Origin of the sequence: Methylorubrum sp. POS3, from assembly GCF_043352485.1 — a bacterium.
GTDB classification, from domain to species: Bacteria; Pseudomonadota; Alphaproteobacteria; order Rhizobiales; family Beijerinckiaceae; genus Methylobacterium; species Methylobacterium suomiense.
Genome location: NZ_JAPRBT010000001.1, coordinates 1242933 through 1263552, shown reverse-complemented (window position 1 = coordinate 1263552; position 20620 = coordinate 1242933). Strand labels below are relative to the sequence as shown.

Annotated in this window: 20 protein-coding genes; 14 read left to right on the top strand and 6 right to left on the bottom strand. The window is 68.8% G+C overall.

Annotated features, from left to right (window positions below; all coding sequences use genetic code 11):
- Positions 1-52 precede the first annotated feature (52 nt).
- From OWC43_RS05890 to OWC43_RS05870, 5 genes are all read right to left on the bottom strand, one after another.
- Positions 53-940, bottom strand: coding sequence for a hypothetical protein (locus tag OWC43_RS05890; RefSeq protein WP_393956039.1), 888 nt, complete (start codon positions 938-940; stop codon positions 53-55).
- Positions 937-3006, bottom strand: a complete 2070-nt coding sequence (locus OWC43_RS05885) for a glycosyltransferase (protein WP_393956038.1) — start codon at positions 3004-3006, stop codon at positions 937-939. The genes OWC43_RS05890 and OWC43_RS05885 overlap by 4 nt, the downstream gene beginning before the upstream one ends.
- Positions 3003-4871: a glycosyltransferase gene (locus OWC43_RS05880; RefSeq protein ID WP_393956037.1), complete on the bottom strand. Its 1869-nt coding sequence runs from the start codon at positions 4869-4871 to the stop codon at positions 3003-3005. Before OWC43_RS05880 ends, OWC43_RS05885 begins: the two co-directional genes overlap by 4 nt.
- A complete protein-coding gene (locus OWC43_RS05875; RefSeq protein WP_393956036.1) occupies positions 4871-5524 on the bottom strand; it encodes a hypothetical protein in 654 nt (217 codons plus the stop codon). The genes OWC43_RS05880 and OWC43_RS05875 overlap by 1 nt, the downstream gene beginning before the upstream one ends.
- A gap of 100 nt (positions 5525-5624) precedes the next feature.
- On the bottom strand, positions 5625-7016 hold the full coding sequence (locus OWC43_RS05870) for a M20/M25/M40 family metallo-hydrolase (RefSeq protein WP_393956035.1): 1392 nt from the start codon (positions 7014-7016) through the stop codon (positions 5625-5627).
- Between the two features lie 300 nt (positions 7017-7316).
- Here OWC43_RS05870 and OWC43_RS05865 point away from each other — a divergent pair, with 300 nt between their 5' ends.
- The 9 genes from OWC43_RS05865 (at position 7317) to OWC43_RS05825 (ending at position 15428) form a co-directional block, all read left to right on the top strand.
- On the top strand, positions 7317-7838 hold the full coding sequence (locus OWC43_RS05865; protein ID WP_137827451.1) for a (2Fe-2S)-binding protein: 522 nt from the start codon (positions 7317-7319) through the stop codon (positions 7836-7838).
- Positions 7835-8848, top strand: coding sequence for an FAD binding domain-containing protein (locus tag OWC43_RS05860; RefSeq protein WP_393956034.1), 1014 nt, complete (start codon positions 7835-7837; stop codon positions 8846-8848). The genes OWC43_RS05865 and OWC43_RS05860 overlap by 4 nt, the downstream gene beginning before the upstream one ends.
- 10 nt (positions 8849-8858) lie before the next feature.
- Positions 8859-11120, top strand: a complete 2262-nt coding sequence (locus tag OWC43_RS05855) for a xanthine dehydrogenase family protein molybdopterin-binding subunit (RefSeq protein ID WP_393956033.1) — start codon at positions 8859-8861, stop codon at positions 11118-11120.
- Positions 11121-11365: 245 nt separating this feature from the next.
- Positions 11366-12094 (top strand): class I SAM-dependent methyltransferase, encoded by a 729-nt coding sequence (locus OWC43_RS05850; protein ID WP_393956032.1) that lies wholly within the window; start codon positions 11366-11368, stop codon positions 12092-12094.
- A gap of 129 nt (positions 12095-12223) precedes the next feature.
- Positions 12224-12610, top strand: a complete 387-nt coding sequence (crcB, locus tag OWC43_RS05845; protein ID WP_171015373.1) for a fluoride efflux transporter CrcB — start codon at positions 12224-12226, stop codon at positions 12608-12610.
- Positions 12611-12621: 11 nt separating this feature from the next.
- Entirely contained in the window at positions 12622-13059 is a 438-nt protein-coding gene (locus OWC43_RS05840) for an EamA family transporter (protein WP_393956031.1), read from the top strand.
- Complete coding sequence (locus OWC43_RS05835) at positions 13059-13715, top strand: M15 family metallopeptidase (protein WP_393958501.1); 657 nt, start codon at positions 13059-13061, stop codon at positions 13713-13715. The genes OWC43_RS05840 and OWC43_RS05835 overlap by 1 nt, the downstream gene beginning before the upstream one ends.
- A gap of 389 nt (positions 13716-14104) precedes the next feature.
- Positions 14105-14440 carry a hypothetical protein gene (locus OWC43_RS05830; protein ID WP_137827458.1) on the top strand — a complete coding sequence of 112 codons (336 nt, stop codon included), beginning with the start codon at positions 14105-14107 and terminating at the stop codon, positions 14438-14440.
- A gap of 835 nt (positions 14441-15275) precedes the next feature.
- Complete coding sequence (locus tag OWC43_RS05825) at positions 15276-15428, top strand: hypothetical protein (protein WP_393956030.1); 153 nt, start codon at positions 15276-15278, stop codon at positions 15426-15428.
- A 4-nt stretch (positions 15429-15432) separates the two neighbouring features.
- Here the strand turns inward: OWC43_RS05825 and OWC43_RS05820 are convergent, their stop codons facing one another.
- Entirely contained in the window at positions 15433-16245 is an 813-nt protein-coding gene (locus tag OWC43_RS05820) for an FTR1 family protein (protein WP_393956029.1), read from the bottom strand.
- A gap of 431 nt (positions 16246-16676) precedes the next feature.
- On the opposite strand from OWC43_RS05820, the gene OWC43_RS05815 reads away from it, so the two are divergent.
- The 5 genes from OWC43_RS05815 to OWC43_RS05795 all read left to right on the top strand — a co-directional run bounded on the left by OWC43_RS05815 (position 16677) and on the right by OWC43_RS05795 (position 20590).
- Positions 16677-16934: a hypothetical protein gene (locus tag OWC43_RS05815; protein ID WP_393956028.1), complete on the top strand. Its 258-nt coding sequence runs from the start codon at positions 16677-16679 to the stop codon at positions 16932-16934.
- A gap of 118 nt (positions 16935-17052) precedes the next feature.
- Positions 17053-17535 carry a hypothetical protein gene (locus OWC43_RS05810; protein WP_393956027.1) on the top strand — a complete coding sequence of 161 codons (483 nt, stop codon included), beginning with the start codon at positions 17053-17055 and terminating at the stop codon, positions 17533-17535.
- 89 nt (positions 17536-17624) lie between these two features.
- Complete coding sequence (locus OWC43_RS05805) at positions 17625-18521, top strand: diguanylate cyclase (RefSeq protein ID WP_393956026.1); 897 nt, start codon at positions 17625-17627, stop codon at positions 18519-18521.
- A gap of 207 nt (positions 18522-18728) precedes the next feature.
- Positions 18729-19394 carry a LuxR C-terminal-related transcriptional regulator gene (locus OWC43_RS05800; RefSeq protein ID WP_393956025.1) on the top strand — a complete coding sequence of 222 codons (666 nt, stop codon included), beginning with the start codon at positions 18729-18731 and terminating at the stop codon, positions 19392-19394.
- Between the two features lie 122 nt (positions 19395-19516).
- Positions 19517-20590, top strand: a complete 1074-nt coding sequence (locus tag OWC43_RS05795) for a methyl-accepting chemotaxis protein (RefSeq protein WP_393956024.1) — start codon at positions 19517-19519, stop codon at positions 20588-20590.
- Positions 20591-20620: the final 30 nt, after the last annotated feature.

Sequence of the window (20620 nt, the reverse complement as noted above, 5' to 3'; positions counted from 1 at the left end):
CGACGAAACCCTCTCCCATCTCGGGAGGGGGTTGAACGCGCAGTGGCTCGCTTTACACGGCCGGCCACGCCTCTCCCTTCGCCGGCCGATGCGCTGAAAAGCATCCGCCCGGAAACACCGCGGCCACGCCCGGCCGCTTCAGGCGCAAGTCCCAGACCCGCAGTTCCGCGTAGCGCAGGTTCCAGGTCCGGCCGTCGCCGGAGTGCGTGAGGAAGCTGCGCTCGAAGGCGAGCAGCTGCGTCGGCATCGGCGGGTGCGGGCCCGCGGCGGTGTCGATGTCGAGGGCGAGGCTGTCCTGGCGACCGGCCTCGAAGGCCCGCAGGGCGTCGAGCAGGGCGTCGTATTCCAGTCCGTCGACGCAGAGCTGAAGGCAGACCCGCGGCGCGAAGGCTGCCCCCGGATCGAGGGGATGTTCGCGCTGCCATGTCAGCGAGAAGCGCCCGCCCTCGGTCTCGGGCAGGATGAGAATGTGGTCTTCGCCCACGCCGTCCAGCGCCCGCAGGCGATCCGGCTCGATCGGCGACGGAGCGGCCTCGCGGCCCTCCGCCCGGCCGTCGTTGCGAAAATGAACCAGCGGGTTGACGCCGGCCGCCACCACGTCGGGGTACCGGGCGAGGTAGAGAGCGGTGCTGAAGGCCGGGCTCGGATCGAGTCCTCGGGCCGCTCCCTCCCGCAGATAATGGCGCACGGGATCGAGCCGGGTCGCGCCGCTCTGGCGACGGTAGAAGACCGTGTCGAAATCCGCGTTCGGATTGTGGCCGGACCGCGCGCCCAGCCAGACGTAATGCAGGAAGGGGTCGAGGCCGCTCTTGGCCACGCCCGGATGACGGGCGCGGTAATAGGCGGCGTCGAACAGGCGCGGCACCCGTCCGTACAACGCGCGGCGCAGGAGGCCCGAGACGAGGCCGACGAGGCGGGTCGTGGGAGACAGGGCGCTCATGCGACGGTCTGGGCCTCGCACAAACCGCGCAACGCGGCGCGGAAGACGGACGGGTCGCATTCGGCTCGAATACGGGCGAGTCCTTCGTCGCGCACGCTGCGCCACAAGGCGGCGTCCTCGTGCAGGCGGATCAGGGCCGAGGCGAAAGCGTCCGGATCCCGCCAGTCCCGGGCGAGCAGGCCCGTACCTTCAGGCCAGCCGAGCTGCTCCGAGAGAATCGGCGTGGCGAGACAGGGCAGGCCGTGGGCCACCGCCTCGTGGACCTTGTGCGGAATGCCCGCGGCGAAACGGGTCGGCGCCAGGAAGACCCGGGCGGCGTCGAGATAGGGCTCCGTACGCGGCACCCGACCGGTGATGCGGACGCCGTCGCGGATGAAGCGGGCGCGGATGGTATCGGCGATCTCTCCGACGAGGGTCAGCTCGGCCTGGGGCAGCTCTGCACGCACGAGCGGCCAGACATTCCGGAAGAACCAGTCGAGGGAATCGACGTTCGGCTGCCCCTCGCGGCCGAGCGCGCCGACGAAGACGAAGCCGGAGCGCGCGGCGAAATCCGGGCTCGCTGCTGCCGGAGCGAGGGCGTGTCCGAGCACGGCGACGTTGCACGCCGCGTAGCGCGCGAGCACCCGCGCCTCGGCGGGCGAGACGCAGACCACCGCATCGGCCAGCCCGAAGCGGCGCGCCTCGCGCTCGGCCTGCCATGCGAGATCGGCCGCGACCGCGTGGCCGCCGGTAGCCGCCTCGGTCACGAAATCGCGCAGGCAGAAGAGAGCCTCGGAATCGAAGATCACCCGGGAGCGTGCGAAGCCGCGCGGATCGAGTCCCTGCGCATTCAGGGCCTGGAGTACGAACAGGATGTTGTGCGGACGGCTGACCCAGAGCACGTCGTAGACGTCGCGCCGCTCGCGGATGAGCCGGGCGAAGCCCTCGTCGCCGCTGGCGTGACAAATCTCGATGCGCCCGTCGAGATCGCGATAGCGCTGGGATTCCTCCGCATCCGCCTCGTAGTTCGGGAAGAAGGTCACGGCATAGCCGAGCCCGGCCATGGCGTTGAGGATCGCGTTGGCGCGGGGCAGGCCGGCGCCGAGATCGAGGTGAGGAACCTGATCGTCGACGTAGAGAACCCGCAGGCGCCAGGGATCGTGGTCGAGGCTGGCGCCGGGTCGCGGTTGAGGCCCCTGTGCGAACAGGTTGGCGCGGTGCCGATCGCGGAAACGGGTGCGGTTGCGGTCGAGCAGCGCCTCGACCTCCTCGCGCTTGGCGCTGGTGGCGTTCTCGTAATGGATCGCGGTGGCCCGCGGCTGCACCAGGACCCGATAGCCGGCCTGATGGCAGCGCAGGCAGAGATCCGTGTCCTCGTAATAGGCCGGTGCAAAGAGCGGGTCGAAGCCGCCCAGTTGCTCGAACAGGGCGCGCTCGATCATCAGCACGGCACCCGAGACGTACCCGACATCGCGGGTGACCGCATGCTCGGGCGCCAGGGGATCGGGATCGCCGCGCCCGTGCGGATACGTGAGTGCCGCGTCGTCGCGAAAACCCGCCCCGGATTCCTGCAGGAAGCCGCCGGGGAAAACGAGGCGGGCGCCGACGATGCCGACATCCGCCTGATCCCGGAACGCTGCAACCATGGCGGCCAGGGCACCCGGCATCAGGTCGACATCGGGGTTGAGGAACAGGATGAAGCGCCCGCGCGCCCGCGCCGCCCCCGCGTTGCAGGCCGGGCCGAAGCCGGTGTTCTCGTCGTTCTCGATCAGCGTGACGCCGTCGAGGCGGGGATAGAGGGCACAGGTTTCCGGGCTCGACGCATTGTCGACGAGGATCACCTCGAAGCCCACCCCGGCGAGGGACTGCTGGCCGCAGAGGCGATAGAGGGTGAGGGCCAGGAGATGGCGGGCGTCGCGGGCGACGATCACCACGGAGACGTCGGGCTCGGGCTCGGGCCGAAAGGCGAGGCGCACGCCGTTGCGGTGGATCGCCTCCCAGATCAGCGCGGCCTCCACGAGCGCGGCGCGACGGCCGATCTGCGGATCGACGGTGTCCAGACGCGGAATGGGGGGCGTGTCGCTCATGCTGCGGACGCCTTCAGGATGATGCGGCCGATGCCGTCATCGGTCAGGATGAGCAGGCGTCCGTCGCCTGCGGGTGGCTCGGCGGCCTCGCGAAAGCTCAGGCTGACCGGAATTGGAGCGGGCAGACGCCCGGTCTTGTCCGTGTAGGCCGCGGGCCGGCGCAGTTGCAGCGGCGTCACGCGCTCCAGGCGCAGTTCGATGGCGACGCCGTCGCCGATCCAGAATGCCACGGCGGGATGCGTGCCCGAGGCCAGCACGCCGGGCAGGAGGGTCGCGATCTCGAGCCGGTCGCCGGCCCGTCCGACGACCTGCCCCCTCGTCTCCCAATCCGCTTCCATGTCGGCGAAGGCGAGCGCCAGGGCGGCGCGGGCGGCCTGTGGCAGCGCGCGGGTCCGGACCCATTCGGGCGCGAGCGCGACGTCGAGGGTGCCGAGACTGGAGACTGTGCCACCCGTCTCCGCAGCCCGCGCGAACCAGCGCCGACGCTCCGGCGCATAGGGTGCGGCGCTGCCGTCGCCGGGCCGCCGCTCGGTGGCGACGAGCACGCCGCGATCGGGATCGGTCGCGGGGAGGGAGCGCGCGGAGGATTCGCCAGTGAGGACGAGACCGCCGCCCGAGACAACCGAAGGCTCACCGATCCCGGCAATATCCGATGATCCGAGCCCATCTGCTCGCGTCGTCCGTGGGAGGGGGTGTTCGCGGGCCGCCTCATGCGCACGAAGCAACGCGATCAGTTCAGCTTCCGCCGCCTCCGTCACCGCCGCGTAGCGCGTGAACAGCCGCTCGCTCGCCGCCGTCAGCCGGGCCAAGGCTTCCCGATCCGCCACGACCGACAGCACCGCCGCCTTCACCGCGTGCGCGTCGCGACAGCGATGGGCCGGGTCCTCCGGCTCGAAGCCTTCCAGGCCGATCTCGGTGCCGATCACCGGGCGCCCGAACGACAACGCCTCGCCGACCTTGATCTTCAACCCCGAGCCCATCAGCATCGGCGCCACCACGAGATCGGTCTGCGCGTAGAAATCAGCGAGACGATCGAGATATCCGAGCAGCCGCACGCCGGGGCCCTCGATGCCGGTCAGGCTGCGGCAGATCTCGCCCGCGATCACGAGTTCGGGCCGGTCCGGCGTCCAATCCTCGGCCCAGGCCCGGGCGAAGCGGCCGATGGAGAAGAGGTTCGGATCGTTGCCGTGGCCGAGGAAGCCGATGCGGCCGACGCGGCTCGGCACCGCGAACGGCTGCTGAGGCGGAAACCGAGGTGGGAGCAGCAGGGTGCGGGTCGAGGAAATGCCGGCAAAGTACCGGGCTTCCGCCGCCTGGATCGCCAGTACCGCATCGGCGCGGTTGAGGCCCGCCGCCTCGCCCGCGACATCGGTGTAGAAGAAGTTCGGCTCAGCACGGAACGGGCGATACTGGGTCTGACGTCCCGCGAAGCGATCATGGGTGTCGATCAGCTTCAGGACGCCGGACGGCACCCGTCTCAGGGCGGCGGACAGGAAGACGTAGTTCACCAGCGCCGCGCCGGTCTCGGGAAACTCCGAGAAATACCAGTCGACGAACGGGCCGAGTTCGGCCGGACACCAATCGTCGATGTCGAAGAAGGGCGCCCGCGTCTTGAGCGGGATCACCGCCCGCGGTTCGATCAGGAAGACGTTGCGAAACGCCGCGCCCATGGCGGCCAGATCGGTCGGCGGATGCTGGCCGAAGCGGCGATAGATCTGATCCTCGTGGGCGACATAGGCGAGATCGACCGCGAAGCCGCCGCGGATCAGGGCTTCGCAAGTAGCCACCAGCCGGCGGCGGTTGCCGGCGCTCGCGGGGGCGGCGGGCATCGGTGCGAGGACGAGGATCGCCGGTTCGCTCGCCATCACGCGGCCCGGACGGTGAGCGGCGTGAAGCCGTGAGCGTGGAGCGCGAAGGCCGCGCGGATGCCCTCCGGCCTCGTCCCCCAGAGCGGATCGAGCGCGAGCTCTGTCCGGGGACCGCCAGCGAAGCGAAGCCGACCCGCCGCGACCCGGACGCAGCTCCAACCGTCGGCGGCGTGCAGCAACAGGGCGTGCGGCACGGCCGTGCCGGTCAGCGCATGGTGCGGCCCTTCGGCGATCAGGGCGGGCGCCCCGTCCTCCGGCGCGAAGGCAGCGAGCGCCGTCTCGATCAGCGGAAACAGGCCCGCCAATGCCGGCAGACCCGCGGGGCCAGCCGTGAGCAGGGCACGGGCGAGCAGTTTCCGCTCGGCGCCGCCCAGTGCATCGGGCGAGGCGGCTTCGGGGCGGATCGAGAGATCGCGAAAGTGGGTGGCGAGGGTGAGATCGCTGCCGGGAATGCCTTCGAGCGCTACCAGGCAGACGGGTCCACCGGTTGCACCCTCCTCCAGGCCGGAGAACGCCCAGGTCGCGAGCGTCACGCCCTCGGGCGCCGCGATGCCGAGGGGTATCGGCAGCGAGGGCGGCAGGGGAAAGCGGAGCACGGCGGTGCTCTGAGAGCCGGCGAAGAGCTGGCCCGGGGTCGGATTCAGGCTCATGCGGATTGCGACGGAAATCCCGGGCGCGTCCTCATCCTGTGGCGGCGGCGCGCACCAGCCTCAGGATGAGGGGGATGGGTGGGATGAGCCTGGGTTCGCATCAGCCCCGTGCATCCGCGAGGGCCTGAAGGATCCGCGCCCAGGAGCGCGTCCCCTTGTGGAAGCTCGACAGCTCGTACTTCTCGTTGGGCGAGTGGATCCGGTCATCATCGAGGCCGAAGCCGATCAGGAGCGTGTCGAGGCCCAGGATCCGCTTGAAATCGCCGACGATCGGGATCGAGCCGCCCGCGCCCACGGCGACGGCCTCGCGTCCCCATTCCTCGGCGAGCGCCCGTTTGGCGGCGTCGAGCTGCGGCATGTCGTAGGGCAACGCCACGGCGCGGGAGCCCTTGTAGCAGATCACCTCCACCGAGCAGTCGGCGGGCACCCGCTCACGTACGAAGGCCTCGAAGGTCCGGGCGAGCTGCTCCGGGTCCTGATCGTCCACGAGGCGGAACGAGACCTTGGCCGAGGCCTGAGAGGCGATGACGGTCTTGGTGCCCTCGCCCGTGTAGCCGCCGATGATGCCGTTGACGTCGCAGGCGGGCCGCGACTGGATCAGCTCGATCGGCAGGCGCCCGCGCTCGCCCGCCGGTTCCTTGAGACCGATCGGCCCGAGGAAGTTCTCCGCGGTCAGGCCGAGGCCGCGCCACTGCTCCAGCAACGCGGCCGGCGGCTCGCGCACGCCCTCGTAGAAGCCCGGCAGCGTCACGCGGCCGTCCTCGTCATGCAGAGCGGCGAGGATTCTGGAGAGAACATGGATGGGGTTCGCCGCCGCCCCGCCGAAGAAGCCCGAATGCAGATCGCGGTCCGCGCAGGTGACCTTGACCTCGAAATAGGCCAGCCCCCGCAGAGAGGTGGTGATCTGCGGCGTCTGCCGGTCCCACATGCCGGTGTCGCAGACGAGCGCCACATCGGCCTTCAGCCGTTCGCGGTTCTGCGCGACCCATTCTGGCACGCCCTGCGATCCGTTCTCCTCCGCCCCCTCGACCAGGATCGTGACGCCGACCGGTAGGTCGCCGTTCATGGCGAGATGGGCCCGGCAGGCCTCGACGAAGGTCATCACCTGACCCTTGTCGTCCGACGCCCCGCGCGCGACGATTCTCTTCGAACCGTTCTCCTCGGCGATCCGCGGCTCGAAGGGTGGCGTGTGCCACAGGTTCAAGGGATCGACCGGCTGCACGTCGTAATGGCCGTAGAACAGGACGTGCGGTGCGTTCGCCTTGGGCCGATGCGCCAGCACGACCGGATGCAGCGAGGTCTCCTCCACGCTGGTCTCGAAACCGAGCGCGGTCAGGTTGCCGGCGAGCCAGGCCGCCGCCTCGCGGCACTGACCGGCATAGGCCGGCTCGGTCGAGATCGACGCGATGCGCAGCCACGCGAACAGCCGCTCCAAAGAATTGTCGAGGTCGCGGTCGATGTCGTTGAGGACGGGATCGAGCGTCGCGGACACGGGCGGCTCCTGGGGCGGACGGCGATGTGAGCCGAGCTAACACCGCCGTGCCGCCACGAAAAGCCTCGCGTCGCCGGGGCAGTCCCGAACCCTCTCCCGAACCCGCGGGCGACATCGTTGTCGCACCGCAATCAACCGCGCGTGTGCCGATCGCCCGGAACGGCTGCACCTTGGAACGGTTATGGAATCGACCCCGGCGTGGGCTTCAGGCCCGCCCTCCCATGACGCGAACCCCCGCCCGGCTTCGAGGAGGCGATCCTCCCGGCCGTCGCGGGGCAACGCCTCGCCACGGACAACACCATGCTTATCGACAGCGGTTCGCCCGGCGCGGTCGGAACCATCGGCATCACCTTGACGATCAACGGCGAGCGCCGCGAGATCGCGGTGGCGCCCTGGACGACGCTACTCGACCTCCTGCGGGAGCGCCTCGATCTCACCGGTACCAAGAAGGGCTGCGATCACGGCCAGTGCGGCGCCTGCACGGTGCTGGTCAACGGCACGCGCATCAATTCCTGCCTCGCCCTCGCGGTGATGCAGGACGGGGCCGAGATCACCACGGTCGAGGGGCTGGCGAGCCTCGCCGCGCGGGAGGGCAAGAACAGCCTGCACCCGATCCAGGAAGCCTTCGTCGAGCACGACGCCTTCCAGTGCGGCTATTGCACGCCCGGCCAGCTCTGCTCCTCCGTGGGCCTGATGAACGAGGGTCACGCCAAGACCCGCGACGAGATCCGAGAGGCGATGAGCGGCAATCTCTGCCGCTGCGGCGCCTACACCAACATCGTCGATGCCATCGAGGACGTGATGCAGGGAGCCGGCCGATGAACCGCTTCGATTACGTCCGCCCCAGCACCGTCGCGGAGGCCGTGCAGGCGCTCGGCGCGGACCCGGACGCCCGCTTCATTGCCGGCGGCACCAACCTGATCGACCTGATGAAATACGATGTCGAGCGGCCGGGCCGGCTCATCGACATCACCCGCCTGCCGCTGCGCGCCATCGAGGCAAAGGATGGCGGGCTTCGCATCGGCGCGCTCGTGACCAACGCCAGTGCGGCCTACGACGCGCAGGTGAAGGAGCGCTACCCGCTCCTGTCCAGCGCGATCCTGGCGGGCGCTTCGGCCCAGCTGCGCAACGCCGCCTCGACCGGCGGCAACCTGCTGCAGCGCACCCGCTGCTACTACTTCTACGATACCGCCACGCCCTGCAACAAGCGCGAGCCGGGCTCCGGCTGCGGCGCCATCGGCGGCGTCAACCGCATCCACGCGATCCTCGGCGCGAGCGAGCATTGCATCGCCACCCATCCCTCCGACATGGCCGTAGCCTTGGCCGCCTTGGAGGCCGTCGTGCAGGTGAGCGGGCCGAACGGCGAGCGGGCGATTCCGATCTCGGACTTCCATCGCCTGCCCGGCGACGATCCGGCCAAAGACACGAACTTGGCCCCGGGCGAGATCATCGTCGCCGTCGATCTGCCGGCCAAGACCTTCGCCACGCATTACACCTACCTGAAGCTCCGCGACCGGCTGTCCTACGCCTTCGCGCTCGTCTCGGTCGCCGCCGCCCTCGAACTCGACGGGGACACGATCCGCACCGCGCGCCTGGCTCTGGGCGGCGTCGCCCACAAACCCTGGCGCAACACGCAGGCCGAGGCCCTGCTGCAGGGCAAGCCGGCCAACCGCGAGACCTTCAAGGCGGCAGCCGACCTGGTCCTGCAGGAGGCGAAGCCCCAATCGACCAACGGCTTCAAGATCGAGCTGGCGCGTCGCGCCATCGTCCGCGGCCTCGAGCAGGCCGCCGCGGGCACGCCCCAGTCCCAGTCCGACAAGCGCATCCAGTAAGGAGCCGTCCATGACCGTCCAGTTCAGCCCGGCGGCCGGCCGCGACCGTTTCGTCGGCCAAGCCATCAGCCGCGTCGACGGCCCGGCCAAGGTGACCGGCCTCGCCAAATATGCCGGTGAATTCGCCGCTCCCGACCTCGCCTACGGCGTCGTCGTCTCGAGCGCCATCGCCAAGGGCCGCATCAAGCGCATCGACGCCGCCGCGGCCGAAGCCGTGCCCGGCATCGTCAAGGTGATCACCCACCAGAACCGCCCGGCGACGTCGCAGAAGCCGGAGGATTACCAGGACGCGGTGGCGCCTCCCGGCGCGCCGTTCCAAGCCTTGGCGAGCGACCGCATCGTCTATTCGGGCCAGCCGATCGCCCTCGTCGTGGGCGAGGATTTCGAGACGGCGCGCTACGCCGCCTCCCTCGTGCGCGTCGAGTACGAGACCGCAGCGCCCCTCACCGACCTCACCGCCCAATCGGGCGCGTCCTACGATCCGCCGATGAAGCGATCCGGCATCAAGCCGCCGCCGGAGCCGTGGGGCGATGCCGCACAGGCGTTCGACACGTCCGAGATCCGCGTGAACGCGCAGTACCGGATGGCCGACGAGCACCACAACCCGATGGAGCCGCACGCCTCCACCGTCGTGGTGGAGAAGGACGGCACCTACACGGTCTACGACAAGATCCAGGGCGTCTCGAACACCCACGACTACATCGCTGGCGCCTTCGGCCTGAAGCCGGAGCAGGTGCGGGTTCTGAACCCCTATCTCGGCGGTGGCTTCGGCTCGGGTCTACGGCCGCAATATCAGCTGTTCCTGGCGATGCTGGCCGCGAAGGATCTCGGCCGCTCGGTCCGGGTGACGCTGACCCGTGACCAGATGTGGTCCTTCACCTACCGTTCCGAGGCGATCCAGACGGTCTCCCTCGGGGCCGACCGCTCGGGCAAGCTCACCGCGCTCAAGCACGACGCGGTTCAGGGCACCTCGACCTACGAGGATTACCAAGAGGTGATCGTCAACTGGTCGGGCGTTCTCTACGATTGCGACAACGTTGCGCTCACCTACAGCCTGACCAAGCTCGACACGCCGACGCCCGGCGACATGCGGGCCCCCGGTGCCGTGACCGGCGTCTTCGCCATCGAGACGGCGATGGACGAACTCGCCCACGCCACCGGGCAGGATCCGGTGCAGCTCCGACTCAAGAACTACACGGAAGGCGATCAGACCGAGGACAAGCCGTTCGGCTCGAAGGAGTTGAGGGAGGCATTCCGTCAGGGTGCCGAGCGGTTCGGTTGGGACAAGCGTCAACCCGAGCCCCGCTCCATGCGCGACGGCCGCGAACTCGTCGGCTGGGGCATGGCGACGGGCATCTGGGAATCGATGATGATGCAGTCGAGCGCGCGGGCCGTGCTCGGTGCGGACGGGCGGTTGGAAGTCGGCAATCAGACCGGCGACATCGGCACCGGCACCTACACGATCCTGACCCAGATCGCCGCCGACACCCTGGGCCTGCCGATGGATCACGTCACGACGAAGCTCGGCGACACCAAGCTCGCCCAGGCACCGGTGGCGGGCGGCTCATGGACCGCCGCGTCCTCCGGAACGGCGGTCATGAAGGCCTGCCGCGATATCGCCGAGCAGGCGTTCAAGCTGGCGCGCGGCATGGACAACTCGCCCCTCGCCAACGTCGATTTCGAGCGCGCGGTCTTCACCGGCGGGCGCATCGAGGTCGCCGGCGATCCCTCGAAGGGCGTCGCCCTCACGGACATCCTGAAGGCGACCGGGACGGAACGGCTGGAGGCGACCGCCGAAGCTGCGCCGGACAAGGACTTCGAGGAGGCGTACAACGCCTACACCCATTCCGCGATCTTCGCCGAAGTGAAGATCGACGAGGAACTCGGCGTCCTGCGCTGCACCCGCGTCGTCTCGGCGATCGCGGCGGGCCGAATCCTCAACCCGAAGACGGCGCGCAGCCAGATTCTGGGCGGCATCGTCATGGGGATCGGCTCGGCGCTGCATGAGGAGTCGATGCTCGATCACCGCATCGGCCGCTTCATGAACCACAATCTCGGCGAGTATCACGTGCCGGTCCACGCCGACATCCACGACATCGATGTGATCTTCGTCGATGAGGAGGACAAGGCGAACCCGCTCGGCGTGAAGGGCCTCGGCGAGATCGGCATCGTCGGCGTGGCCGCCGCGATCTCGAACGCCGTGTTCCACGCCACCGGCAAGCGTATCCGCCACCTCCCGATCACCATCGACAAGATCGTCGCCGAAGGCTGAGCGGCCTTTGACGCAGAATACTCGGAGCGGCCCGACGCGTGAGCGTTCGGGCCGTTCTCGTGATCGGCAAGCGCCTGTCCGTACGAGACAGCACGAAACGAAGACGCTTCCACCCGTTCGGGGTTACGGTTTACCGGGGCTGCGTTTGCTGCGAAGAGGGCGGCCTGTCAGGGCCGGCTGAGCCGGGACGAGGGCTCAGGACACGAGCTCAAGACAAGGGCGAGGACAGGGGCCGGAACGAGGGTATGCGCCGCATTCTGCGAAAGATCAGACGCCGCTTCGCCAAGACCGCGCCGCCGCCCCCGCCGCCGCCATTCCGGCACGAGTACAAGCGCACCTGGGAGGCGCTGGCCGAGACGGAAGACAGCGCCAAGATGGCGGTGAGCGGCTATCTCGACGAGGGTATGTACCGCAGCCATGGCCTCAAGACGAAGGCCATGCTGGAGGACACCGTCGGGCTGAAGCCGGACGACGTGATCCTGGAGATCGGTGCGGGCGTCGGGCGGGTCGGCGCCGTGCTCGCCCCCGGCTGCAAGCGATGGATCGGGGCGGATGTCTCGTCCAAGATGGTCGGGCATATGCGCCGCCGGCTGGCCGACCTGCCGAATGCCGAGGCGATCGAAATCAGCGGCCACGACCTCGCGCCGATCCCCGACGCCTCGGTCGATCTGGTCTATTGCACCGTCGTGTTCATGCATCTCGAGGAATGGGAGCGCTACCGCTACGTCCGCGAGGCGTTCCGGGTGCTGCGCCCCGGCGGTCGGCTGCTCGTCGACAACGTCAACGCCCTGGATGACGGGGGGTGGGCCTTCTTCGAACACCTGTTGTCCTTCCCGCCCGAGAACCGCCCGCCCTTCGTGAGCAAGACCTCGACGCCGCAGGAACTCGTGAATTATCTCACCCGCGCCGGCTTCCACGGGATCGGGCAGCGCAATGTCGACCTCTTCATCGTCGTGCACGGCGTGAAGCCTTAACACCGGGCCAAACCAGCGCTCGCGATCTCGATATCGTCGCGGGGCGGGCTTGTGCGCCTCGCCGACGGTGCCGGACCCGGCATGATGCCTCCGGCACCGGCCTTGCTCGGGGTCCGGTGTGACCTTGGCATGGAGTGCGGACCTGTCGTGAACACCCTCCTGGTCTTCCTCGGCGCGGGCCTCGGCGGCGTCCTGCGCCACGGGGTCAACGGCGCGGCCTTGCGCTTCGGCCAAGCCTTTCCCTGGGGGACCCTCACCATCAACGTGGTCGGCTCGGTGCTGATGGGTGTCGTCACCGGGTGGTTCGCCCTGCGTGGCGGCCCACCCCAGGCGCGGCTCTTCCTGGCCACCGGCGTGCTCGGCGGCTTCACCACCTTCTCGACCTTCTCGCTCGAAGCCGTCACGTTGATCGAGCGTGGCGATTGGGGTGCGGCGCTCGCCTACGTGCTGGTCTCGGTGCTGGCCGGCATCGCCGGCCTCGCCCTGGCGCTCGTGGCCATGCGGCACCTGCTGTGAGGGATGCACCCATGAGCGACCTGTTCTCGTCCTGTCGCTTCTGGGCTCTTCTCTCGGCCGCCTTCGCCGCGGCGACCGCGATCCTCGCCAAGGCCGGCGTCGAGGGCGTACCGCCCGATGTGGCCACCTTCCTGCGCACCGTGGTGATCCTCGCCCTGACCGGCGGCATCGTCGTCTGGGCCGGGCAGGTTCCAGACCTGGCCCGCCTGCCCGGCCGGACCGTCGGCTTGCTCGTTCTGTCGGGCCTCGCCACCGGCGCCTCGTGGCTCTGCTACTTCCGGGCGCTGAGCCTCGGCGAGGCCTCTCGCGTCGCCCCCCTCGACAAGCTGAGCGTCGTGCTGGTCGCGCTGTTCGGAGCCGCCTTTCTCGGCGAGCGGCTCGCGCCGCATCACTGGCTCGGCGTCGCCCTGATCGCTCTCGGAGCAGGGTTGCTGGCATGGCGGGGGTGATGCGGGCGAGCCTGACGCTGCTGGCCCTGGCCGGCGCCGACCCTGCCGGGGCCGATCCCTTCGTCGATGCGGCCGGGATCGTGCCCGGGCTCACCGTCGAGATGCGCTATGCCTGCTCGAACAATTTCGTCGGCCGCCCCATCGCCGGCTACGAGGCCCCCCGCTGCCTGCTGACGCCGCCGGCCGCCCGGGCGCTCGCCCAGGTCCAGGCCGATCTCGCGCCGGAGGGCCTGGGGCTCAAGGTGTTCGACTGCTACCGGCCGGTTCAGGCGGTGGCGGATTTCGCCACCTGGGCCCGCGATCCGGCCGAGATCCGGATGAAGGCTGACTATTATCCTCGGATCGACAAGGCGGATCTGTTCCGCCTCGGCTACATCGCCGAACGCTCGTCCCATTCCCGCGGCTCGACCGTGGACCTGACCCTGGTGCGGCGTGCCGACGGCGCCGAACTCGATATGGGCACGCCGTTCGACCTGTTCGACGAGGCCTCGGCCACCGACTCTCCGCGGGTCAGCGCAACGGCGCGCGCCCATCGCAGGCGCCTGCGCGCGGCCATGATTCGCGCGGGCTTTACCCCCTATCCACAGGAGTGGTGGCACTTCACCCTCGCGCGCGAACCGTTCCCGCAAACCGCCTTCGACCGACCCGTCCGATGAGCGCGCCCTGTGCGACGTCTCAAACCGCCGAAAAATGGCGTCTTTTCAGGACCGATTGAATTCTTCTAAATTGAGAATGGTACCCCGGCGAGCCAGAGCAAGTTAAAGCTCTTCCAATGTTTTCCGCAGGACTTGCGATGATGGGAAAACGCGCGCCATCATCAGGTTATGGCGCACATCTTCAGCTTTCCATCGTCGTCCCGCCCCCGCTCGACGCGGCCTGCTGCGGAAACGCTTCCGGCGCGATCCGAGCCCATGCTCGAAACCTTGCTCGACGGCTTGCGCAGCATGTGGTGGGACGGGTCCTCCCTCGGCCTGAGCCGGGCCGGACTCGAAGCCCTGATCGGATTGGAACCTGGCGACGCTACCCCGCGCCGGAGGCTCTGGGCATGAGCGGCTCCTCGCAAGCCAAGGTCACACAGGCCCCCTCGGCCGAGAGCAGGGCTCAGACGGCTCTGGAGCGTGCCCTCACCGTGGCGTTCTGGCAGGCGCTTCAGCAACGGCCGATGCCGGCCATGGCCGCCTTGGAATGCGCCGCCCGGACGGTCGGCGCCCTCTACCGGCAGGTCGCCGCGGCGCATGGCCCCCATGGAACCTGCCCCTGCGGCTGGGAGCCAGACCCCGAAGCCGACCTGATCATGCTCGAAGCGATGCTGGCCGCCGGCCTGATGCATCCTCCGGCCGCCGCGGACCTCGCCACCATGGTGCCCGCCGGGCGGGCGTGAGCGGCCGGCCTCCCGGCATGTCATGACCCCTGCCCCGTCTCGCGTGCCCTTCAAACACCGATGCATGCGAGCGGTACACTGACGAGGGCGGGACAATTCCGGAAGTTTAGGCCACCTCCCCGAAGTCCGCTCTCGCTTTCGGATTCGTGGCGATTGCTTCGCGATTTCGCCGTTGAACCGGCTTTGATGGCGATCTCGCGCGGCCGGCCCGCGCGACCTTCCATGCCGCGGCTCGGGAATGACAACCCCGCACGAGGCCGACGACAAGACCCGCAGTTCCACGCGTCCAGGCCTCATCCGAGGCGCGCCTGAATCGCTTCGCGACGGGGAAGCGACTTCTTCCTGATCCTCCGAGCCTCGCGGCCACCGAGAGCAGCGGGCTCAATCCGCGTTGAGGACTGCGGGATCGCTTCGGCAGCAGTTCCTTCGCATTCGCCGGTCAAAACAGGGCGCGGCCGGGAAGGAGGGGCCGGGCCAGCATGCCCGGTGACAGTCTCTTTCAAGAAATTGCGGTGACTGCGCCTATGGGCGCTACCGGTTGGGGCGCGTCCCGATACGGTCGGCGAAACTGCGCAAGCATGGGTCTGGAGCCAGGAATCTGTCCCAGGCGTGAGGGCCGCGGCCATGATGGTTCACGGGGCGGAGCGCGGGCCTGTCAGTCCGCGTCAGTTCCTCACGGCTGCGAGGGCCTGCAGCCTGCCCAGTGATCGCAGCGCTTCGATCCGAGCGGGCGAAGCGGCCCCGGCTCCCGTCCTGATTGACGCTTTGGATACCATTGCGGCCGATCCTGAGCCGGACGCGGGGCCGATTCGACCCCGCGAGCCGGGAGTGTCCCATGGATCAGCTCTATCGCGGCGTCGAGACCTCGCTTCTCGTTCTCAGTCTCGCCCTCGTCCTGGCGGTGACCGCCATCCCATCCTTCTCACCCCGCGCGGCGCTGGAAGTGACGCTGCCGATGATCAGCGTCTCCGCCAGCGACGCGCCCTGATGCTTCAGCGCGAGGCGACCGGGAGCGGCCCGTCCGTTCCCCGACGCCGCAGCGTCAGCAGACCGGCGACGATCGCGATGAAGAGGATGGCGAGCTGCGTTCCGAGGGCTTCCCAGCTGCCGTTGCTGAGGTCCCATTCGGACACGAAGGCCGGCATGCCCTCGGTGGTGTAGGAGATCAGCTGCTGCTCCTGCACCTCCTGGAAGGCTTGCCCGATCATGCGCAGGCCCATCAGGAACAGGAAGGCCGAGGTCACGACGAACATCGGCCGCAACGGCAAGCGGAAGGCGAGCCACTGCATCGCCACGAACATCGCGGCCAGCGCCACGGTGGCGACTGCGAGACCGGACAGCAGCGCCGTGTCGAAGCCGCTGCCGCCCTTAGCGAGAGCATGCAGGAACAGGATCGTCTCGGCGCCCTCGCGGAAGACCGCGAGGAAGGCGATGCCCGCGAGCGACAGAACGGTGCCGGCCCCCAGGGCCCGCTCGGCCAGCCGGTTCAGATCCGCCTGCCAGGCCTTCGGATCCTGTCGCACGAACATCCAACCGCTCATGTAGAACATGAGGATGGCGGCGGCGACCATGACGACCGCCTCGAACAGATCGCTGTGGTTACCGTCGTAGAAGACTTGGAACACCCAGGCCGTTCCGAGGCTTGCGACGACGGCTGCGAGCGCACCCATATAAATCGGTGCGATCCGGTCGGGCGCACCGGCCCGCCGCAGGAAGGCGGCGAGAGCCGCGATCACCAACATCGCCTCCAACCCTTCGCGGAACAGGATCGTGAAGGCCTGTACGAAGGTCGATCCATTTTCCATATCGACGACTCCTGGGTTCGCTCCGACAGCGGGCGTGCCGGCTTGAGACGGAAAGAGACACGGCCCCGCTGAGCCCGTCGCTTGATTAAAAATCCTCAAGCAAAACAACGCAAAGGAGGATTTGAAACGATTCTAAACAAGTCGCGTGATCGTCTGATCGGCAACGATTCGGTTAATGTTCACGCGTGATCTGCCCTACAACTCTTCGCGACGGCGCGGCAAGCATTCCTCAGCCTCGCAGCCTCGCGGCGAATGCACGCTTGTCCCGCCAGGCGGACAAATTTCCGCCTCTTTTCCGATCCGGGGCGAAACCATGCCGGCCGGTCAGGGATTGATAGGCAAAGGCACGGCGTGGCTTGCGGAGCAGGTCATCGGCCCGTGCGCAGCGAGCACAGGGAGCGCGCCCCAGTTTGGCGCGCAGGCAATTGATCATGACCTCCAAGTTTTCCGCCGCGGCCGGTCTCGGCCTTGTCCTGTTCGGCATGGGTGTGGCCACGGCGATGGCCGCTCCAGGCGGCGATCGCGACACGCGGCAAATGGCGGAGGCGACGCAGGTTCGCCCCGTCTCCGACATTCGCCCCGCCGAAGCAGAAGCCGAGGATGACGGTGCCAATTGCAGCAAGCTGCGGCGGCGCCTCTGGATCGAGGGCGAGGGTTGGCTCGTCCGCCGCGTCACGATCTGCCGCTGATCGCGGCCCTCTCCGCAATCTGCATCGCTGGCGCCGAACCTTGGGCCGGAACGAGCATGGGCAGACGGATTTGATCCCCCGAGTCGCCGCCCGGGCGGCGCGCCTATCCGGAGAGCCGATGCCCACCCAGCCCCGACGCCCCGCCCGCCTCCTCGTTGCGGGTGCCTTGCTCGCGCTTGCCTGCGGGAGTGCGACGGCCCAGCCTCTGTCGTATGGCGGCTACGGGCAGCCCGTTTACGGCGCCCCCAGCTACGCCTTCGCGGGCAACGCCGTCAGCGGCGCCTATATCGGTGCACCTTTCACCCGCGTTCCCAGCCCGAGTCGCCTCGTACCGCCCGCCTGGGGCTACGGCACCTACGGTGTGCCGACGGTCGCCGGCATCCGCGAGGCACCGTCGGCGCGCCCGGCGCTCTACGTGATCGAGCGCCAGGGCCGTGCCCAGACCCGTCTTCTGCCCCGCCGGAGCGCCAAGGTCGTATCCCGTAGAAATGACGGCCGCTGGACCGATGTCGGCCCTCAGGCCGGGATCGGCGCCGCCGAACGATCGGCCATCGAGGGCAGCGGCGCTCAGGTCGTCTCGGTCCGCGTGCCATCGCGGTAACCGACCGCGCCGCACGAAACCGGCAGCATCTCGTGACCGCCCGTTAAGAAGTCTTGTGCACGATCCGCCCGACGGGACAGGGGAAGATCGTGCACATCGTCATCGTCGATTCGAGCCGCGTCATCCTCAAGGTCGTCGCTGGGATGCTGGAGCCGCGCGGCCATGTCGTGACTCCCTTCACCGATTCGGCAGAGGCCCTGGCCTACGTCACCGACAATCCCCGTGTGCGGGCGCTCATCACGAGCCTCGAGGTCCGTCCTCTGTCCGGGCTGGAATTGTGCTGGTCGGCCCGGTTGCTGGCCGAGGCCAGCCGGCCGCTCTCGATCATCGTGATGTCCTCGGTGCGCAACGCCCGCAACCTGTCCGAGGCTCTCGACAGCGGCGCGGACGATTTCATCGACAAGCCGCCGGGTGCGGAGGAACTGCAGGCTCGTCTGCGCGCCGCCGAGCGTCTCACCAGCCTCCAGAGCGAACTGATCCGCCTCGCCGAGACGGATTCGCTCACGGGCCTTCTGAACCGCCGTGCCTTCCTCCAGCGCACCAACGAGGCGGCGGAGCGCGCGGGCTCGTTCGGCCGGCTCTCGGCCATCCTCCTCGACATCGATTATTTCAAGCGGATCAACGACGAGTACGGCCACGATATCGGCGACGTGGCGATCAAGGCCGTGAGCAGCCTGATCGAGGAGGCGGGCATTGCCGGACGCCTCGGAGGCGAGGAATTCGCCGTGGTCCTGCCCGGCCATAGCCTGACCGAGGCGGAGGGCTTGGCCAATCGCCTGCGCCTCAAGGCGATGGACTTGCGCATCCGTTCCCCCCGGGGGCCGGTGCGCCTCACCTGCTCTTTCGGCGTCAGCGAATGGGGTGAGGGCGAGACCGTCGAGGGATTGCTGAAGCGGGCCGATATCGCCCTCTACGAAGCCAAGACAAGCGGCCGCAACCGCGTGGTCTCGGCCATGAACGACCTCGTGCTGGCTCGGACGGGCTGAGCACCCGGCTGTCGTCACGGATCGCTGGCGCGGCACATGTCCCACGGGGCGTTCCGAAGCGGGACAGTCGCTTCGAGGTGACCTCGGTATTTTCTCCGGAATAGACGATTCACCCCCCTGAACCGGCCCTAAACGCCTGGAACGACTCTTGTTCTGTCTCCCGTACGATGCGGCGCCGTCTCGCGCCGACACGGAAGGGGGAGCGGCATGAGTTCAGCCGTTGACGTTCTCATCATCGACGAGCCGCCGGGCCTCGACGCGACCCAGCGCGCCATCTTGGAACATGAGCCCACGCTTCGTACGGTCGGCGAGGACGATGACCTCATGATCGACGGGCGACCCGTGGTCGCCCTCGTCTTCGTCCATGAGGCCGAGCCCGAGGCGGGCTGCGCCCGGATCGCGGCCCTGCGCGACGGACGCCCCTGGTTACGGGTGCTGGTGGCGTTCCGCAGCCTCGATGCGAATGCGATGTTCCAGCTGATCGCGGCCGGCGCCGACGCCTTCGTCGGACGCAGCAGTCCGGCTCGCGAGATCTGCGCCGCTCTCCTGGCGCTCAGCGGCATGGCGCCGTCGGCGGATCGCCTCGGGACGGAGCCTTGCGAGAAGACGGCCGATCCCGTCGCCCTCACGCCGCGTGAGGCGGAAGTGCTACGGTTCCTCAGCGCCGGCTTCAGCAACAAGGAGGTCGCCCGCCGGCTGTCGCTCAGCGTGCGGACCGTCGAGACGCACCGGCTCAATCTGCGCCGCAAGACCCAGACCGGCCGCCTCAAGGACCTCGTCTCCCTCGCACGGCAGCTCGGCCTCAAGCCCGTGCTCGACACGGAGCCGCCGCGATCGCCAGCGCGTCACGCGATCCATGCGGCGGGGCTCTGACGACGCGTCCGATCTTTCGGACTAGGCCGCACGGCCGATACCGAACGATACGGATCAAAACTGCATTTATCGATATTTTAATACGATCGACCAATCTTCGCCGAGTACGGGAAGGTCGACGGATGCAAGTACACCGGCAGTTGCTGTCGTGGCAGATCGATGAGACTCCTGCCGCGGGGGATGGAACGATTCCGGCGCTCACCGCCGAGGTCGGTCGCATTGCTCAGGACAAGATCGGGCAGATTCAGCGGATCACCGCCCAGACCAAGATGCTGGCACTCAATGCGCTCATCGAGGCGGCCCGCGCCGGGGAACAGGGACGCGGCTTCTCGGTGGTGGCGCAGGAGGTGCGGGCCATCGGGACGGCGGTCGAGACCCTGTCGCGCGAGCTGGAGACGCAGCTCTCGGCCCGCATCACCGCGTTGCAGCGCGCCACCGATGCGGTCAGCGAGGACGCGCAGGGCGAGCGCCTGACGGACCTCGCTCTCAACGCCGTCGAACTCATCGACCGCAATCTCTACGAGCGGACCTGCGACGTGCGCTGGTGGGCGACCGATCCATCCGTCGTCGCCTGCGCGGCCCATCCCGACGCCGCCGCGGCCGCCTTCGCCACCGAGCGTCTGGGGGTCATTCTCTCGGCCTATACCGTCTATCTAGACATCTGGCTGTGCGGGCGCGACGGCACCGTTCTGGCCAATGGCCGCCCCGATCGCTACCCGGCCCTTCGGGGGCACGACGTCGCTCGGGAATCCTGGTTCCGCACGGCGATCGCGCAGCGTGGGAGCGATGCCTACGTGGCCGGTGAGGTTCGTGCCGAAAAGCTGCTCGACGGCGCGCCGGTCGCGACCTACGCGGCGCCGATCCACGACGGATCGGGCACGGGCTCCCCATGTGGCGTGCTTGCCATCCATTTCGACTGGGAGCGTCAAGCGCGGGCGATCGTCCAGGGCGTTCGCATCGGCGCCGAGGACCGGGCCCGCACCCGCGTACTGCTGGTCGATGCCACCCGGCGCATCCTCGCCGCCTCGGATGGGGGCGGCGTCCTCACGGATACGCTGGCCTTCGATCCCGGAACCCGCGAGAGCGGCACCGTTCGCGATGCCGCCGGCACCGTCACGGCCTTTCACCGCACGCCGGGCTACGAAACCTATCGCGGCCTCGGCTGGTACGGCGTGATCGTCCAGCGCAAGGCGTGAGCTTCCGCCCGGCTCACGATCCCTCCACCC

Bases quoted from the DNA above. Each gene is read 5' to 3' on its own strand.
- OWC43_RS05890 (WP_393956039.1), bottom strand. From the start codon at position 940: ATGAGCGCCCTGTCTCCCACGACCCGCCTCGTCGGCCTCGTCTCGGGC.
- OWC43_RS05885 (WP_393956038.1), bottom strand. From the start codon at position 3,006: ATGAGCGACACGCCCCCCATTCCGCGTCTGGACACCGTCGATCCGCAG.
- OWC43_RS05880 (WP_393956037.1), bottom strand. From the start codon at position 4,871: ATGGCGAGCGAACCGGCGATCCTCGTCCTCGCACCGATGCCCGCCGCC.
- OWC43_RS05875 (WP_393956036.1), bottom strand. From the start codon at position 5,524: ATGAGCCTGAATCCGACCCCGGGCCAGCTCTTCGCCGGCTCTCAGAGC.
- OWC43_RS05865 (WP_137827451.1), top strand. From the start codon at position 7,317: ATGCTTATCGACAGCGGTTCGCCCGGCGCGGTCGGAACCATCGGCATC.
- OWC43_RS05860 (WP_393956034.1), top strand. From the start codon at position 7,835: ATGAACCGCTTCGATTACGTCCGCCCCAGCACCGTCGCGGAGGCCGTG.
- OWC43_RS05855 (WP_393956033.1), top strand. From the start codon at position 8,859: ATGACCGTCCAGTTCAGCCCGGCGGCCGGCCGCGACCGTTTCGTCGGC.
- OWC43_RS05850 (WP_393956032.1), top strand. From the start codon at position 11,366: ATGCGCCGCATTCTGCGAAAGATCAGACGCCGCTTCGCCAAGACCGCG.
- crcB (WP_171015373.1), top strand. From the start codon at position 12,224: ATGGAGTGCGGACCTGTCGTGAACACCCTCCTGGTCTTCCTCGGCGCG.
- OWC43_RS05840 (WP_393956031.1), top strand. From the start codon at position 12,622: ATGAGCGACCTGTTCTCGTCCTGTCGCTTCTGGGCTCTTCTCTCGGCC.
- OWC43_RS05835 (WP_393958501.1), top strand. From the start codon at position 13,059: ATGCGGGCGAGCCTGACGCTGCTGGCCCTGGCCGGCGCCGACCCTGCC.
- OWC43_RS05830 (WP_137827458.1), top strand. From the start codon at position 14,105: ATGAGCGGCTCCTCGCAAGCCAAGGTCACACAGGCCCCCTCGGCCGAG.
- OWC43_RS05825 (WP_393956030.1), top strand. From the start codon at position 15,276: ATGGATCAGCTCTATCGCGGCGTCGAGACCTCGCTTCTCGTTCTCAGT.
- OWC43_RS05820 (WP_393956029.1), bottom strand. From the start codon at position 16,245: ATGGAAAATGGATCGACCTTCGTACAGGCCTTCACGATCCTGTTCCGC.
- OWC43_RS05815 (WP_393956028.1), top strand. From the start codon at position 16,677: ATGACCTCCAAGTTTTCCGCCGCGGCCGGTCTCGGCCTTGTCCTGTTC.
- OWC43_RS05810 (WP_393956027.1), top strand. From the start codon at position 17,053: ATGCCCACCCAGCCCCGACGCCCCGCCCGCCTCCTCGTTGCGGGTGCC.
- OWC43_RS05800 (WP_393956025.1), top strand. From the start codon at position 18,729: ATGAGTTCAGCCGTTGACGTTCTCATCATCGACGAGCCGCCGGGCCTC.
- OWC43_RS05795 (WP_393956024.1), top strand. From the start codon at position 19,517: ATGCAAGTACACCGGCAGTTGCTGTCGTGGCAGATCGATGAGACTCCT.